This is a genomic window from Photorhabdus machadonis, assembly GCF_052657765.1.
In genome coordinates this window covers 1,554,537-1,571,852 of sequence record NZ_CP199761.1, presented here as the reverse complement: position 1 = coordinate 1,571,852, position 17,316 = coordinate 1,554,537, and the positions used below count along the sequence as shown (strand labels likewise).

Sequence of the window (17,316 nt, the reverse complement as noted above, 5' to 3'; positions counted from 1 at the left end):
CTAATTTCACTGTCCATTCGATTGTTCACAAATAACATTTTTGTGCAAAATTTCACCGAGTTTTTTTGATTATGCAATACCAATCCTACCTGCTCGCATATATTATATGGGCATGATACGCTTACGTGTTCTGATAAAAACCATAAATGACTATTTGTGGGTAAACAATATTGAATAAAAAAGAAGATGTAAAGCCAAAACCACTTTTTTTCTCAAATTTGCGAGAAACGACTCAATGACAGATTCATACGAAGAAAAAACCACTCAAAAAGGTAAAAAAAATAATAAGCCAGATCGCATGATCATTGACGATAGGGTCACCCATTTTGGTCAGCGTTTACGTGAAGCTATGCAAGATGAACCCACCGCCAAATTTGCCCGGCGCTGTGGTCTGTCCGATAAAGCGATATGGAACTATTTGGACGGTTTAACTTACCCATCGATTGAAAAAGTCGCTGCACTTGCACACGCCAGCAATACGTCAATTGAATGGTTAATTCTAGGGCTCCACGATGATAGAATCACTCATTTCGGTCAGCGTTTACGTGAAGCCATGCAAGATGAACCCATCGCCACATTTGCCCGGCGTTGTGGTCTGTCAGAAACAGCAATCTGGAACTACTTAAACGGTTCAACTTATCCATCAATTGATAAAGTGGCTACACTTGCACACGCCAGCAATACGTCAATTGAGTGGTTAATTCTCGGCTTAAACGGGCCGAATTCAGCTTTATGCACCGATGCTAATAAACGCAAACAAAAATTAGACACGATGACGCTGGAAGATGCAAAGTTGTTATTGAGCAAAATTTTTGACGTGATATCAATATATAAATAACATTGCCCCAGACACAAACTCTCTCTGTACTCAATCCCTCTTTAGGGAATTTTTAGGCGCTGAATAAGCGTACCATTCTACCAATCACCTTAAAAAAGGGCTGTGACGTTTAGCACAGCCGAAAAATTACCCATCCAGAAAATCCAATTATGCAATATTGGTTAATTTCAATTTCACTTCTAATAATAAAATCTGTCATTTTTAAACGTAAAAGAGACTTAAATAAATTTTTTACTTTAGCAGTGCATAGCGATTGAGTAATTGATTAAAACGGGTATCAATTTGCTGGCACAATGCCGGGGAAGTCATGCCACTTTTTTGCTGTTCGGCCAATTGGCGCAGCAATTCTTCCAATGGCGGTGTCCTCATCAACGGTTGCTGAATGCCAAATACCATCGATTTCAATTCAGAGCCGGTCAGATAACGACCGCCTTTTTTGTCCAGCGCATCAAGCTGGGCAGCCAATTGTTGCAGCCGCAATTGGGCCAGATGGTAATTTTCCAATTCAGAGACCGGCAACGCCGTGGCTTCACGGTGCTGTTGCCACTGTTTCCCCATCTCCTGCACCGTTTGGCTGGCTGGCCACAATGTTCGCAGTTGGTGTAATAACTGCGCTCCGTATTCCCATCGCCACAACACAGGCAACGCATCCAAACTGGCCAGCCTCTCCCGACTGGCTGCCAGCGTTTCATCCTGCAACCGGTTCAACAGTACCGCGTTGTCCGGATGGCGTAACTCCGCAAGCTGCGTTGGGGGCAACGTCCCCGGTAAAGGTTGCGTGGTCGCCCGCAGTGCCTGCGCCAACGGCGGGGCTTGTTGCATTTCATTCACCCCCCAGACGCCGGTCACTGCCAGCGCGCACAACGCAACACCCGCGACAAAACCGTGCCAGGCTTTCCAGCGGGGTACTGCCCGGACCACATTGCTCTGGCGGGAGACACCAGAGACCGTTTCACGCACGACATATATCCGTTGTGGCCGAAGGTGTTCTGTGGGCGTCAAAATAGCATTGCCCTCAGGGTGTATCGAGGCGGCAGAGACACCAGGCATCATCCCCGTTTCCGGCCTCAGACACTCTAAGCGCCGGGCGCTGTTGTGAAACCACTCGCGGAGGCTATCGAGTTGACTCATATGTTTCAGTTCCAGACGTTGAAGCACTTCACACAGATGCTCAAGAACCTTTTCCACACGATAAATCAGCGGCAGGTCAATATAAGAGAAAACGCAGGTCCGTAATATTTGCTGTAGCCGTGCGACCAGCCCGGCAAATATCGCAACCCTGACAGGGGTAGATTGAGGCCAGAATTGCGGCCATTGCGGGGTCACTAATCCCGCAATCAGGGTCAACCCTTCATGAATACCCGCTAATCCGGCACGATGTGCCCGGGCCAATGTGTACCAGGCGGCACTTTGCAGTTCTACCCCGTTGACCTGAAATAGCGTCAAACAAAGCTGTTCAACTCTGGCCCAATCAACGTCAGGCCGTGCCGGATGACTCAGTTTGCTCATTTCGTCTTTCAGCGCACTGAATTCAGGTTGTGTCCGGGGATCATCCCCGGTATAGACAATATTTTCAGTCATCACTGTATTTTCATCCAGGTTTGTTGCTGAAATCAGCGAAACAGGCAGTCTGCCGCAGATTAATCTATCCGCCCTTGTTGGCGCAGATGGCGGATCAAGACTTTCCCTTCCGGGACAAATTCGGTGTTAAACTGCACCCGCCCCACCCCTTTCAGTTCAGCGTGGATTTCATAACGCAAATGTGCCGGTTCAATCTCCGGCAATAACGTGACACCGACCTGCTTCAAGCGGGGCTCATAAGTCAACAGCGTGTGTTCAATCGTCGAGATTAAACGCTGTGACGACGCGGGTAACCCTTGCAGGATAGTGCTGAGATCAGGCAGGCCATAATCCGGCAGATGGGTCAGCGAATCCGCCCGGCAATTGAGGATATACTGCATATTGTCCAGTACCGACAAAATCACCTGGTTCTCTTCGCTGACCTGATGCAAATCCAACCCGCCGCTAACGTTGCCGAAAAGGCATTCATGCAGGGAAGGCTTGTGGATTTTCTTTTTCATACACTCACTCCTTTTCAGGCAACAACGTCAAGCCACCCGCATTCAACTCAATGGTGCGGGGCTTATCCGGTAACAGCGCATGGCGCCTGATGATGGTACGCCAGGTCGCCCCGGCTAAATCGGGACGTCTGAACAGGCCCACCACTGCGACATATTTCGTTTGTGCCGCCATCGGCATATTAAGCGAGGCATGTCCCCCAGGTTTGACCACCACCTCCCCGCTCGCCAGACAATCGGCGCCGAACACACGGTCACCGTTCTCCAGCACATCCGCATAATCCGCCTTTTCCAACGTTTTGTTATCCCGCAGCTGATAAACCCGGACCAGCGCCGGGACGGACAGGGCAACATGTTCCCCCCTATCCGTGTTGACCGCTGCCCGGGGCGTAAAATCCAGCCGCAATGTTTTCACCTGCCGATGAAAAAGGGCCTGGGTAACAGATACCGTGCCCTCCGTTACCGTCTGAGTCAGACCGCAACCGGTCAGCAGTAAGGTTATTGCCGCTATCATCGGCACGGCTTTATATAAAGGCATAGTTAACATCGTGTCCTCCTGTGTTTTGATAATTGTCCGGCGGTATCCCCTGATAATCCCCCAGATCCACCGTCATTTTGTCAGGTACCGCCCCCCGGTTATCTTCAGCTTTCAGCCCTAACACCCCGGTCAGCCCCAGTTGAACAGACTGCTCGCCCAACACCGGCACCGGTAATATTCGGGTCTGAAGGGTCAATTGCAGCCGGGCCCGGTACCGCCAGCCCAGATAAACGCGCAACAACACCCATAAATCCGTCTGCAATTGCCCGCCCGGCAGCCAGCCCCGCGCTTCCTCCGGGCAATCCGTGTGCAGCGCCAGCAATAACTGGCTGTTGATATCCGTGCCGATCCTGCCCAGCACGGTACGTTGCGCCAGGGAAATCGGTTGCGAGTCTGAAAAACCAGCCGGTTGCATCAGCGGGATCTGCCGCGGGCAGGAGGGCGTCACCACGACACGAGTCTGCGGTGCCAGCAATGTCACCAGCGCCGATACGCCTTCCGCCGTCCGGGTCGGCAGACGCATCACACTGAGCAACGCCAGAAAACGGGCGGCCGGCGTGGTAATCTGCTGCTGACTGCCCGGGATGCCCAAGCCAATCAGCCCCAGCAAACACTGCGATGTTGGGTCGCTGCCCCCGGCAGCAAACGTCGCCGGGTAGGAATATTTACGCCAGATACGGTAAAACTGGGTGAATATCCGGTGATTAAACATATCCAGAAAGGCTTCAACCGCATCATGCCCTTCCCGGCGCTGAGCAATATCATTCAGGTAAGCGGTCGGCAACGGGGAATCCACACCGTACAGCCCCATAAATGTGGTTCTGACCGTCGGTGGACGATCCGGATGATGACTGTCCGTTTCTATCGTTTTCAGTTCACCGATAGGGAACCCCATCCCCGGATGGGGACGGAAACGTATCACATCATCGGCGGGGTTATCCGTACTGCCCAAGGGTAGCCGATCCGGGAACACGCGCTCAATGGCCTGACAGAACTGATAGAAATTGAGCGTCGAAATATCGGCTTTCAGTACGGACATTAGCCGGGAATGTACTGACTGTGTTTCTCTTGCCATAACAAACGTTCCCCTGTGGGTTGTAAGATCAGCGTCAGCCGGTTAAACAGATGAATATCGGTGTACAAGGCAAAGAAGCGACTGAGCATCTCGCCGAACAGGCAAATATCGCCCGCCCCCGAAAAACCCTTGCTGTCCAGCGTGACTTCAATGTGCACCCCCCGTTGCAGGCCCCCCTGCTCAAACCGCTCAATGAGCGCATGTTTCACCGCCACGATGGCCGCCAGACGACGCGCATTCATGTCATCGTCAGTCCAGTCGTACAGGGCCAGCGTCCCGCGCAACACTTCCGGGTTATCCATCAAACTGAGGAAATTAGAGCCGAGATGACTGAGTACCCGCCAGTGAAAGCGATCCCGATTTGGCGGATAACACGGCAATGTCGGTTCACACAAATTACGCACGGTCAGCCCCGTCAAAGGGGGAGAAACCGCCGTATCCAGCAGCGTCTCCTGCAATGCCCGGCGAGGCAGTTGCCCATGGGTGCCGGTCATCGTCAGTGACAGATTTTCTTCTTCCTCGGATCCCCCATTATCGACCGCCTCCCCGCCCAGAATCAGCCAGGTGTCGTACAAACCTGACGGCCCCTGTTTCACCCGAGTATGGTAGTAACGCTCCGGCGCGTCATGGCGCAACATACCGCCTTTGTGACGGAAACTACTGAAGGGCACATACGCATGGTGCTCACTGCGTTTCGAGGACACCACCGCATCCACCGAATAAATCTCGGTATGCCCGTCCTGAATGCGCATCGGGTGCAGCAAATACTCCGTTTTCAACGGTGACAGCGGCAACGGATCGGATTCCAGCGGAAACAGATTAATCACCGGAGCGCAATGCAAACGGATATGCTCCGCAGAAAACGGCCACTCACCAGGCCAGCTTTCACGCAGCACCACATCCAGCTCAAACCACGGTGTTCTGTCGGGAACAGTCAGCTTTTCCAGCCCACAAAGCGTGACAAACATGAATTTCTCGCGGAAGGTAAAATACTCCAGCAGCAGCTGATAACCACTGAACGCACTGTCCCCTTTCGGCCACAGCCTTTCCTCATCGCCAAATCCCCACGGCGAGAATCCCCCGTCAAACGGCTGGCGGTCAGGCTGGCCGGGCAGGCGCAAATAAAGCTGTTGCGTCTGAAGGGTCAATGCCCGATGTAACGCACAGGCCAGCGGGCTGTCCGCACTCAGATACAGTGGCAAACGGCTCAAATCAATCTGGCGCCAGTCCACCAAAGTTCCACACTCAAAATGCAAACGAATGACAGCACGGCCATCCGGCTCCGCCTTAAGGCTGGCGTCAGTCAGCGCCATCGGCAGCAACTGAACCGCCTGAGTGGTGGTATAGCGACACCGGGTCTGTTGTGGGCCGATCGGTTGCGAAAGCACCTCAAAGCCCTTTTTCACCTGCACCGGATTTTTCAGCTGTTGCAACTGTGCCCAATCCGCGCCCAGTTCCACAATGGACAGTGAAGGGATCGTGCGCAGGTAATGCGGCCACAGCAAACTGACCAGCCCTTCCGTCAACTCCGGCAAGTCATCATCCAGCTTCTCGCGCAGGCGGCCCATCAGAAAGGCAAAGCCTTCAAACAGCCGCTCCACATAGGGGTCACGTATGCCGACTCTGTCCAGATTGAGCATCGCCGCCCGGTCAGGATAAGCTTTGGCAAACTCTTTGCCCGCTTCGCGCAGGTAGCGCATTTCTGCCTCGTAATAGCGCAGGATTAAATCATCCATTGGATTGTCCTCAAATAAATAGTTCAAAATAAATACCGTGAAGAGGGTAAAACGGCTCGCACAGGGATAAGATTGCCCTGCCGTGTTCCAGGGCGATCAGCGACACAACACCGCCGCCCTGACGGGATCAATTGCCACCAATCCGGCCAGCAAAGTCTCCCTGCGTTGTGCCGTCAGCGCTTTATCCTGTTCGCTACGCTGCGCTTTCATCCGCAGCAACTTAAGTCGCCGGGCTTTCACCTCAAACATCAGCGCCGGTTCCCAATCACTCAGACCCAACCGGTCGTCGGTGTCCAGCTCCGCGAGCAGATGCAACGCCATCTCATTTTTGCCGTACTGCTCTGCCACCCGCGCCATCAACAAGCGCAGGAGCCAGCGGGAACGCACCCCCATGATCCCCGGCAATTGCCCCAGCCAACGCAACGCAGCCTCAATACCTTCACTGTCCGCCAGTTGTAACGCCTCCGCTTCCAGTGCCAGAATGTCATTTTCCCCCGGTGCCGGGGGGACGTCCGGTAACCCGTGATCCAGGGCGGCCACCCCGTCCCGCGCTATCCACTGACCGGTCACCTCATCAGCAAACGGTGTCCCGTCGTTATAGGCCAAATTCTCCAGCCCCGGCAGGCGCCCAAGCAGGATGCTCAGATCCTGTTTCACAATATCCCCCCAACTTTCATCAGGATGGCCCAATTTGCTTAACGCCTGACAGAGATACCACTGTAAATCGAGCCAAAAGTGGTTAACCCCTTCCGCAAACATCCCATCAACCTGCGTCAACAATTCACGCCAACTTTGTTGCCGGTAGAGCCGTTTCAACTGCGCCCGGTATTCAGTACGGGGCGGTGCCAAACGGGTCAGTCCGGTGGCATCCTGTTGCGGTAACTGATGGACCGTATCCCAACGCAGACTTTTCATCAGGCGATGACTGGATAACCACCCTTGCGGTTGATCACGCAGATAACGCGCCAGTTCACGCGCCTGCTCCAGCACATCGCGCCCGGACTGCACGGGCCGCACGACGGGTGATGGCCCGTCACCGTTCGCCGACGCGGTCTGTGCGACAGTTTGCGGCACCACAGCGTCAACACCGCCCGATTGGGCCAGACGGTTTTCCAGTAGTCCCGCCAGCCCGGCGAGGGTTGGACGAGTCGCCGCGTCCCAGCCGGCAAACACCTGTTCCAGTAACGCCAGCGCGGCCAGCACGCGTTCAACATCGGCGCGATTCACTTCCGGGTGGCGGGATAAACTGACCTGAATTTTGCTCCCGGTCAGCCACACCAGTGCGGCCTGACGGCGGCCCGCCCGAAGGGGTAGCAAGGTTTCACCGAAACGATCCGCCAGCGCGGCTAACAACGTCAGCCCCTCAGCCAGACCGTTTTCACCCTCCTGATGCAGACGCGCCCAGACGTAATAGGTCACCACGCGAACATCTTTACAGTGGGTCATCAGCAATTTTTCCGCCAGTTGACAGATAAGGGCGGTATCAATGCCACTGAGTTTATTCACCTCCTCCCGTATGCGCTGAAAATCATCGTGATGAACCGGATCCTCCCCGGTCGGCGCTTCCGCGCTAATGGGCAACAACCACGTCGTCCACCGTTCGGTCTGCTCTCGGGCGAGGGCCAACACATCACACTCACCCAGACAGGTTGTTATCAATCGTTGCAACATGATCCCTCCGTCAGGTCATCGTCATCGACCGCCGACATTTTTGTGTCGTCCCCCGGTGTCGTGTCAAAAATCGTTTTCGGCAGCGTAAATCCCCGCAGTTTCAGCAACGCCAGCGGCCCGCTGCCCATTTCCGTGCGTAATATCCAGGTTATCGGTAAACCGTCCGGCATCATCCATGTCAGCCGATAGCGGCTTTCATCCAGCTTTTCCGCTTTCGCCTGCGCCAGCCAGCGAATGAGCCCCCAGGTTCCCGAATAATCACCGAACAGCCTCGCCCCCGCATTGACACTGGTCCAGGTCAGCATCACCCCCGGTTTATAGGTCTCTCCCGGCCAGCGAAAACGCTGCCAGCTTTCCATCTGGTTGAAGTAACGCAGTTTCTGCCCGTCTATCGTCAGGTCGGTTTCCACCACATCCCGCGCCGCCCGGGCCCGCAGCTCAAACCGCAGCCCCTGACTGCCGTCCGCAAACAGCACATCCGATAACTGACTGAGCTGATTCACCGCGTTCAGGAAACGCCGGTTAACCGGCAATCCCTGACTGTTCACCCTGTCCGGCACCCAGCGATTACCCTCTTTATGCAGCACCCCGCCTAACTGACGCGTCAAAAACTGCTCAATGCGCCCGGTATCCGGGCGGATAAACTGCCCCAGCATCGGCAATGAGATATCACTCTCCCCTCCGGCAAACGGGTAACGACCGGCAAAAGCCCTATTCCAGTTAGCCACTATCGCCGTCTGCCACTGCGCATTCAGACTGGCCGCAGACGGTTTCAGTATCCCCTGCCACGCCTGATTTAATGGCTGCACGAACATCGTCTGACCAAAACCCTGCCACTGCGCCCCCAAACTGGCCGCCATCAGATTGCCGTAACCCTGCGTCTCCGTCAGGTCACTGCTTTTGCCCTGAAACACCGTCTGCGCCAGCCTTCCCGCCATTTCCAACGGGTCATCACTGGCGTTCATCTGTTGCAGTTTCAGCCGCACCTGCGTGACCCGGGTCAGGAAGGTTTGCAGGTTGAGGTTGCTGTCCGCCGTTATGACATCCGATGCCTTATTTTTCCCCATCAGCGCCAGTAACGGCCCGAAGGTGCGGTCCATGGGCCCGCTCAGTTCGGGCGTTTGCGGGTTAATCACCGGCACCGCTGTTTTATTCAGCAACGCCTTCGCGGATTTCATCAGTGACGCCGATAACGCCGGGCCTTGCTGGCCGGTCTGCCCCTGATACGCCACGGTGTTCATCAACGCAATCAGCGGGGACTGACGCCCGTCCGTCATCAGGGTTAACTGGTCTGTCACCTCGGCCAGATTACGCGCGTTGTTCCAGCGCAGGCTGTTGAGAAAATCCTGCCAGGCCCCGGCGAAATCGGTAAAATAACGCGCGGTCAGACGGGCTTTCAGCTCCGCCGGTGAGACGGCGGCCGGGACGGCCTGACGGTTATCACTCAATACCCAGTCAATCGCTTCCTGACGTGAGGCCACCGCATTATCCATCGCTTTCTGTATCTGCCCGTCCCATGCCTGACGGGTAAACATCCCCGGCACCACGCGTGTCGTGGTAAACAGCCGTGCCGCTTCGGTGTCGCCGGTCATCTGCCTTAAGGTCAGGTCGGCATAATTCTTCGCCACCGATTGCAGTATCTGCTGGTAGAGCGTGGCTTCCGCATTGTGTCGGCCCATCTGGTCCAGCAATATCCGCCGCACCTGACTGACCAACACCGTGTCCGGCGTAATCCGCCATGCCGGATGGGCAGGCAGATTCTCCGCATAAAAATCCCACAAATCCGGGGCCGCACTCAACCAGACGCCGGGGGCAATACCCGCCCGGGCCGGCTCGTTTTCATTGAGGACGCGGGTTAAAAACGCGGCCTCCGCTTTTTCCGGGTGCGCCATCATCAGATAGGCTTTAAGCTGGTTGTGCGCGGCTTTCGCCTGACGGGCCCGTTGCGGGCTGCCCGGGGGCAGATTCACCAGCGCGCTCAGTTTTTGGTGCAGTATCGCCGCCGCTTTATCCCGTATCAGCCGGTTATTCATCTGGGTGTAATACGGCAGCACCGCCGTCAATAGCGGCTGATTTTGATCCAGCCCGAAACGCTGATACCAGGGGGCCCCGTGTTCGGCCCGGTACTGCAACCGGCCCAGTTCATTACGCAGTGCCTTAAACGCCAGCAACTGGGCGTCAGACGCTTCCGGGCGGGCTTTCAGGTCGGTCACTGCCGCGTTGACCACCGCTATCTGATCGCGGTTGGTGAAAAAGGAGAGTACAGTCCCGGCACCCCACAATAAAGCCAGCACCATCAGGCCACGATAGACGTTGCGCCGCTGGATCCACCCGATCCGTCTGCCGTGCCGGTGCCGACTGTCAGCCAACACCCCCTGCCAGGCAAAATCGGGCAACCAGTTTTGCGGTCCTGCATCCGGGGTCGCTTTCAGCGGCAGACTGAACATCAACCCGCGCAGCAACACCACCTCACTGTACTCCGCCAGCCACGGCGTCAACACCCTGCGCCAGTGGGCAAGGCCTTTTTTCTCCAGGGTGGCGGCCAGCCGATACAAAAAATCATGGGCATTCTCGGCCAGGACTTGCTGCATCCCCTGCCGGCGTATCGGGTCAATCAACTGTTGCAGCTGGGTCTCCACAATCTCGGGGGTACAGCGTTCAGGAAAAAAGCTGCCCACCGCCTGAGTCACCCGCCCCTCCTGTGACCAGAGACTGTGACACACCTGCCACAAATAGACGGGTGCCTGCCAGCGTAACTGTCGGGCCTGTTTCTGCAACAGGCGCAGGGCGTTATCCATCCAGACCGGCTGCGCGCTCTGTTGTTCGGTCAGCGCCCAGACAATGCCGTTGAGCGGACGGAGACGGCGCAGGCGACGCAGGGCCGCCAGTTGCGCGGTATCGGGTTCCGTGTGTTGTAAACTGCCGCCCCACAGCAGGAGCGTGCGATGGCCCTCCAGCCAGTGTTGCGTCGTCAGCCCCGGCGCGATGGCTTCCACCTGTTCAGGTTCGCCCACCAACAACAAGATACGGACTTTATACCCCCAGAACACCCCGTAACGGCGGTACAGGCGATCAGGCAAGCTTTCCAGTTCAGAGATTGACTCAGACAGTTGAGTCCTTTCAGCAATCTTTTCGTTATTGTCATTACCTTCTGCCAGAAACCTACCCCACACTAACCGGGCATTTCCCTTCCCGCTGGCCGTCAGCCACATATTTATCAGCCAACCCACCATGACGCACAGTGCAATAAGGAAGCCACAAGCCATCAGTATCGTGTGGCGAAATGGAGCGTCCCAGCCAAACCACTGAGCGACCTGATCTGGCAGCATCAATAATGCCCCCCCGCACAAGAGCAATATGCCAATAATGACTGCGAGAATAGATGCAAATAGAGAATGAAGTTTCATGAAATATCCTGCTGATCTGAGAGTAAAGGTGTAATAACCCCCACCCAAAGTTGATTAGCGCCGGTTTTATGCGCATACAATTGTGCAGTCTGTCCTTGCCTGGCTTGCTCACTGGCACAAATCAATGCTAACCAGGGTGCCGCATATCCTGTATAACCAAAGGATTTCTCCAGCGCCCAGCTGGTTTCCCCATCCTTAAATAGCAGCCCTTGTTGTTCTATCGCCGTACTCCACACACTGTCAGTCGATGTTCCCCAACCGGTTACCCAGCCATTGCGAATGTTATCTGCCGCTTGTTTTGCCCAGAGTAATGCCCGCTCTATAACCACAGACGTCCGCGCAACAGGCTCACAGTGTGGTCGGTGGATCATCGTCAGCTCAGTCACAATTTCCTCCGGGATGGGATGATTAGAGAAAATCAAGGCCACAACGGCTTCTCCGGCGATATCCCGAGGCATATCCTGTACTTCTGCGGCAATAATGATCAAAACGGAAGGTGAAGCCGGATCCATATCCAGCCAGTTATCCAAAACCGTCAGTCCTTGCCCTGGACAAGGCAATGTATTTGGCAAAGATATCGCCGGCGTCATGACATCGGATTCACTCACATTGAGCTGAATAGAACAGTAGCGACGCCAGTGGGAAGGAAGCGCCTCCATGAGCGGGACCACATCAGCCAAAAATAAATCTCGCGCCATCATGAAACGTTCGGCGACCGGTAATTCGGCAGAAAGCCGGGCATACTGGATCACTATGTCTTGATCCTTTGCTGTTACCGGCGACATCCACACCTGTTTCTCTTGCAGCGTACCGGGAAGTTGTGTGACATCACTGCCCGCAGGCGTAAACGCATGAGCGGAAATCAACCGGGCACTGCGCTGCCCTCTGTGGATTTCCTGTTCCCGAATGGTTTGACATTCCCTGTCCCAACCATCGGCCCACACATGCCAACATTGATAACCGAGTCGCCGTATTCCAAAACAAAGCAACCAGAATGAAAATGGGAAAACGAAAAAACAGTACCAGAACACACTGCCTGAACGGGCATCTTTCCAAAACCATAATGTCGTTATTGCGCCTGTTACCAGACAAATGAGCAAAAATATTAACCAGCGTAAAGTAATTGGGCGTACCGGACGTGGGGCTTTATCCGGAATAGCATCAAGATTGACAGACATATTATGCTATCGCCCCCTCTGAAAATGAACTGATTAACGTACAACCACAGGCACAACGATGCCCATTCAGTGCGACTTCCCGCCCATCATCAAGATAATCAGGACAGCCCTCAGCAATTGTCGTTTCACCATGTTTAGGACAAGAAACCTTATCGCCTTTTCGGGCAACAGGAATATTATCAAACTCGATTAAGTCAGATCCTTCTAAAACAGTTCCTCCGGATGAAGTTTTATCACCCTTGCGAATAAATGTCGGCATAAATGCCCTCCATATTTAAAGTGATTAATTGATAAAAAATCGGTGAAAAGAAATACCTCTTTTCAATACTATATTTACCTGGCTCAGATATTTTACTATTAACACATATCCATAAACAAAAATAAAACCTGATATATATTGATAATAAAAAAACACAAAGACTGATTTGTTCCATTGCAACAAATAAGATATCAATGGTAATTTTAATCTGGATAAGACTTTGTTATTACTTTGGTGCCATTTTTGTTTTCTTTAAAACAAATTTCTGTTGTGCCTCCAGAAAACTCGATAATAATTTTCACTTTGTTTTTATTTATCCAGAGATATTTAATCTCCATACAATCCCTATCGCATTTAACTGTTATATTTTTCGCCACATTGAGTTTCTCAGTAAGATAAAATCCATCACTTCCTTCAATATAATTATTTCTAAGTGCTGCATATGCTTCTACAATATTAACACCATTGTAGCCACATTCCGTCACATCTCCGTTCTCATAAACTGACTCTATAGATTGTTCTCTATGTTTACAAAAACTATTTTTTTAGCATTGGATAATGGCTTTGAGTTGTCTATTTTGGAATAAAACACAGCATATCCCTTATAAATCAAAACAAACTTATTGCCTATGTAAATAAAATCAGAGAATGGATATTCACATGTTTCATCAGGACTAACTGGAGAAATATTATAAATATAATCATCCAGTTTGATATTATATTTAGAGAAAAATTCCCTATAAAATTCTACTGTCTTGTTGCTATACCAATATCCGATAGGTGTCTTTTTCTCAGCGAGATACTCATAAGAGCACAATCCAGTGACATTAATGATATTATTATTAAAACTTATATTTCTCATCTTAAATATATTTTCAATAACACCTTTACTCACTTCATCAGATGTGTCCACAATAGGCTCTGACACATAAGAATATCCCCATTCAGAATTATTTAACTCTATTTTAATAGGACTTGCAGCAACTTCTTTATTTCCCCCATAAGAAAATGATTGAAAAAACAACCAAATAAATAAAAAAATAAAAGCTATACTAAATTTATTCTTCATATTTACTCCTCCCCATTAGTGATCGGAATTGTATATTTTATTCAAAAAAATATCGTATTCCGCACGCCTTCTATTCACCAAACCACTTATTCCACCACTCGTAATATCTAAAAATTCTTCAGCGGCGCTGACATAGTCTTGATTATTAAGTAAATTCACCAGATTAGGCGCTCTATTTTGGGCAAAGAAATTCTCACCACAATTAAATAATAGACTTACCAGCGCGTCAAACTCATTCTGATATAAATTAACGGAAATAGCCTTCTTCACTGCATTCTCAAAACGCGGCAAATCATTTCCAAATACTTCATCAGCTTTTTGTTGCGTTATTTTTCCTTCTAAATCAACTGGTAAATTAATATCCTCACAACTCTTTTTCTGGATTAGATGCCCATAACCAATAGTACAAAACCCATTAGCGTCATTATACGCCTCCAATTCTAGTGCCTCCCACGATTTTATAAAATTTTTACCCTTTTCGGAGGTAAATAATCCATTAACATTCAATCTGGTGTCACTATAATTATCATTTTGAAAAGTATTTCGATATCCTTCATCTAAAATATTTAATGGATCTGATAAATCACTTCGACGTATGAATGGTAGATTATCACGGTTAGTCAATGAGTGATTTATATTCAGCCCATCATCTCCTGTATAATACTCAAAATGAAGCATGAATACAGTGCTACCGTTTAATTTAAGCACAGGAGAACCATCATTATTAATAAGCCTACCAGTATTCCCAATATGTTGATTTTGTTTTATCTTCTCATTAATCTCAACTTTTATACTATTGGGATCTAGTTCACCATAGCGAATAATAAAGTTCCTACCATCTTTTGTTGAATGTTTTACTGTTACCTGATGAGTCCGACTATAAAAACTACGAACATCCAGAACTATACCATCACATATTGCCACAACCTTCTCATGAGGGTTTGTATATAGATCTCGCGCAGCGTGCTTCCTTCTGCTTCCAGAACGATTTGCTCCAAAAGCCGCCATATTCCTTTGATGAATATCTCTCCAATAGTAATGAGACCACTTATTCCCTGGATTATTTTCAGGTTTTACCGTTAGCGGGAAAATTATCTGTTTTTCATTTTCACATTTCAGTGCATCCAAAAACACCACAGGATGCATATGCCATACTGGTTTCCCTCTGCTAAACGGCCCCACCGCCTTCATCCACACCTGATCATCCAGATACTGCCGCCAAAACTTATTCGCCGTGCGGTTCTTTACCACATTTGTAAAAAAGCTCTCCCACGGTCCTCCCTGACTGTCTTCATACCATTCACTGCTGTGCTTCACGATAAATCGCGTCACCACGTTAATCATTTCCGGGTTATACAACCCAAGACGCACTTCCTGCGCATTCAACTGCCCGTAGCCGTCTCTATCCAGCTTCCGCAAAATACGTTCATAACGGACCGGAACCAAGGCATGATCTATCCGCCTGTCCTGTTTTGCCACCGCCAGTAAATGGCGTAATAGGATTTTCACGCATTCCTCTGCCATTTACTTGTTGAAATCCGTAGTCGTCTCCTCTTCGAACAAACGAAATCCCAGTTTATTCAGGTCATGTTGATCTACTTCCGCCGTAAGTTTCCCATTTTGTTTTACCGAGCCGGTCTGCGTCACTTTGTACCGGTTCACCCCGTTTTTATCTTTAACCGGACTAGTCAGTGCTTTTTCCATTGACAAGAACCATCATTCATAGCATCAAATACCTGTGTGAAATCGTACCGTTTTTTCGACTTTGTGTTTATATATACAAAAAAAGAGAAAATAGCGCCTTGTCTTACAGTTATGTATTTACCTTCAGGTTTACCATTGATAATTTCTATCCAAGTTGTAGTATAAATAGCTTTTCATAATACCGATACAGTTGGTCTATTTGATTAATGTCCGAGTAGTGCAAGTCTGATGCTTGATAGGCAGCACTAACTTATCGCTCTGCTATGCATAGCGCACAACCCTTGCTACACAAAGCGTTGTACGAAGTGGAGCACTATTTTGGAAAGTTATTTATTCATACGACCTTCCTTCAGTAAATTCCTCTGCACTTTCTTTAATCGGAACAACAGTTATAGGGTAATTAGATTTCTCATATTTTACATATCCACCTAACCATTTATCTCTCCCTCCATCATTTATAGTAACAAACTTTAAATTAATTCCTTTCTGATCACTGGAAGTAAAACAGTTAACATAAGAATTTACACTGGCATTAGAAAAAAAGGGAAAAAACAAAAGATAATGAAAATTATTTTTCTAAACATACCAACCACCTTAATTTTTTGAAAGATCAGAAATCCGATCATTAGAATAAATCAATAAATCCTTTCCAAGTACACTATAGTATTTACTGTTATATTACAGCCTCTTATATTTTCTCAACACCCCAACGCATTATCCTTATCACACGCTAAAAACGTAATGAGATTTCTAAGATTGTTTTTTTTCACTGTCTTACACATCAGCAGAAACTCTTTTTTATTATCATTATTTACAACACTTACCCCACTAGATTTTTCATTATTTTCATAATTATCAAATACTGTATATCTATAATTTTCATTGACAAAAGAAACATAAATATACTCCGTTTGATATCTCGTATAATGATTATATAAAAAACCAGAATAGTTATCTCCAAAAGAATTAAATATAAAACTGTTTATTCCCTCTTTTGACAAAGAGTATGATAACGTGCCATCTTTTATTTCCAATTTTACATTACCTTTCTTTGTATTACATGAAAAATAAACATCTGAATTATTTTCACTCTTAGCATAAGAGTTGTGAAAAGAAAGTAAAGAAAGCAAAAATACTAAACTACCTGTGAGATATAATCGCATCATAATTCCTACTCATTTTTACATCATATCCATTCTGACGAGGCCGTTGTATATTCGAGAAAAATACAGTCAGTCCTTTGCTCTTAGGGCATTAATCAATTCAATATAAAATTAACAAAATAGTCATTGAAAATTTATTTACTCCGTATAAATATTATTTTTCTTTTCACACTCATATTAACATCATCAAATGGTTTTGAATCTTCAATAACCCATATAAGTTTATTATTTTCTTTTGTTATTCTCGCTGTTCCACTACCACCAAAAGTACTCATAAAATAAACATCAGCAACATTACCATTTATATGACCTTTTATATTTAACACATCATTATCCTCACAATCTATCCTATTGCCATTATTTGTTATAAAACAATACCTGCCTACTATTACATTTTTATTCTCCTTTAAGTAAAGCTTATAAGTGTCATTATTATACTGTGAAATCCAATAGCCAGAAAAAGCAAATGCTTGGGAGCAATAAAACAATAATAAAAACAAAATCTTTTTCATATAATCACCTTTAAACAATCATTAACTCTACCTAATCATCCTGCAAAATATTTCACTTAATTATTACAAATACCATTTGTATATGTTA

Annotated in this window: 16 protein-coding genes; 1 reads left to right on the top strand and 15 read right to left on the bottom strand. The window is 49.0% G+C overall.

Annotated elements, in window-relative coordinates; all coding sequences use genetic code 11:
* Window positions 1-235 precede the first annotated feature (235 nt).
* Window positions 236-838: a helix-turn-helix domain-containing protein gene (locus ACUN2T_RS07885; protein ID WP_445496996.1), complete on the top strand. Its 603-nt coding sequence runs from the start codon at window positions 236-238 to the stop codon at window positions 836-838.
* 231 nt (window positions 839-1,069) lie between these two features.
* Here the strand turns inward: ACUN2T_RS07885 and ACUN2T_RS07880 are convergent, their stop codons facing one another.
* From ACUN2T_RS07880 to ACUN2T_RS07810, 15 genes are all read right to left on the bottom strand, one after another.
* Window positions 1,070-2,419, bottom strand: a complete 1,350-nt coding sequence (locus tag ACUN2T_RS07880) for a VasL domain-containing protein (RefSeq protein ID WP_445496995.1) — start codon at window positions 2,417-2,419, stop codon at window positions 1,070-1,072.
* 59 nt (window positions 2,420-2,478) lie between these two features.
* Window positions 2,479-2,919, bottom strand: a complete 441-nt coding sequence (gene tssE / locus ACUN2T_RS07875) for a type VI secretion system baseplate subunit TssE (protein WP_445496994.1) — start codon at window positions 2,917-2,919, stop codon at window positions 2,479-2,481.
* Between the two features lie 4 nt (window positions 2,920-2,923).
* On the bottom strand, window positions 2,924-3,463 hold the full coding sequence (gene tssJ / locus ACUN2T_RS07870) for a type VI secretion system lipoprotein TssJ (RefSeq protein ID WP_445496993.1): 540 nt from the start codon (window positions 3,461-3,463) through the stop codon (window positions 2,924-2,926).
* Complete coding sequence (gene tssG, locus ACUN2T_RS07865; RefSeq protein ID WP_445496992.1) at window positions 3,441-4,529, bottom strand: type VI secretion system baseplate subunit TssG; 1,089 nt, start codon at window positions 4,527-4,529, stop codon at window positions 3,441-3,443. Before tssG ends, tssJ begins: the two co-directional genes overlap by 23 nt.
* Window positions 4,493-6,265 (bottom strand): type VI secretion system baseplate subunit TssF, encoded by a 1,773-nt coding sequence (gene tssF / locus ACUN2T_RS07860; protein ID WP_445496991.1) that lies wholly within the window; start codon window positions 6,263-6,265, stop codon window positions 4,493-4,495. The genes tssG and tssF overlap by 37 nt, the downstream gene beginning before the upstream one ends.
* A 96-nt stretch (window positions 6,266-6,361) precedes the next feature.
* Complete coding sequence (gene tssA / locus ACUN2T_RS07855; RefSeq protein ID WP_445496990.1) at window positions 6,362-7,936, bottom strand: type VI secretion system protein TssA; 1,575 nt, start codon at window positions 7,934-7,936, stop codon at window positions 6,362-6,364.
* Window positions 7,921-11,343 carry an ImcF-related family protein gene (locus ACUN2T_RS07850; protein WP_445496989.1) on the bottom strand — a complete coding sequence of 1,141 codons (3,423 nt, stop codon included), beginning with the start codon at window positions 11,341-11,343 and terminating at the stop codon, window positions 7,921-7,923. Before ACUN2T_RS07850 ends, tssA begins: the two co-directional genes overlap by 16 nt.
* Window positions 11,340-12,521, bottom strand: a complete 1,182-nt coding sequence (locus ACUN2T_RS07845; RefSeq protein ID WP_445496988.1) for a hypothetical protein — start codon at window positions 12,519-12,521, stop codon at window positions 11,340-11,342. Before ACUN2T_RS07845 ends, ACUN2T_RS07850 begins: the two co-directional genes overlap by 4 nt.
* Before the next feature lies 1 nt (window position 12,522).
* Entirely contained in the window at window positions 12,523-12,780 is a 258-nt protein-coding gene (locus ACUN2T_RS07840; protein ID WP_445496987.1) for a PAAR domain-containing protein, read from the bottom strand.
* Between the two features lie 203 nt (window positions 12,781-12,983).
* Entirely contained in the window at window positions 12,984-13,265 is a 282-nt protein-coding gene (locus ACUN2T_RS07835; RefSeq protein WP_445496986.1) for a hypothetical protein, read from the bottom strand.
* A 23-nt stretch (window positions 13,266-13,288) separates the two neighbouring features.
* Window positions 13,289-13,849, bottom strand: a complete 561-nt coding sequence (locus ACUN2T_RS07830) for a hypothetical protein (RefSeq protein ID WP_445496985.1) — start codon at window positions 13,847-13,849, stop codon at window positions 13,289-13,291.
* A 15-nt stretch (window positions 13,850-13,864) separates the two neighbouring features.
* Window positions 13,865-15,373, bottom strand: a complete 1,509-nt coding sequence (locus tag ACUN2T_RS07825; protein ID WP_445496984.1) for a glycoside hydrolase family protein — start codon at window positions 15,371-15,373, stop codon at window positions 13,865-13,867.
* On the bottom strand, window positions 15,374-15,559 hold the full coding sequence (locus ACUN2T_RS07820) for a hypothetical protein (RefSeq protein WP_445496983.1): 186 nt from the start codon (window positions 15,557-15,559) through the stop codon (window positions 15,374-15,376).
* A gap of 692 nt (window positions 15,560-16,251) precedes the next feature.
* Complete coding sequence (locus tag ACUN2T_RS07815) at window positions 16,252-16,719, bottom strand: hypothetical protein (RefSeq protein ID WP_445496982.1); 468 nt, start codon at window positions 16,717-16,719, stop codon at window positions 16,252-16,254.
* Between the two features lie 131 nt (window positions 16,720-16,850).
* Window positions 16,851-17,228 carry a hypothetical protein gene (locus tag ACUN2T_RS07810; RefSeq protein WP_445496981.1) on the bottom strand — a complete coding sequence of 126 codons (378 nt, stop codon included), beginning with the start codon at window positions 17,226-17,228 and terminating at the stop codon, window positions 16,851-16,853.
* Window positions 17,229-17,316 lie beyond the last annotated feature (88 nt).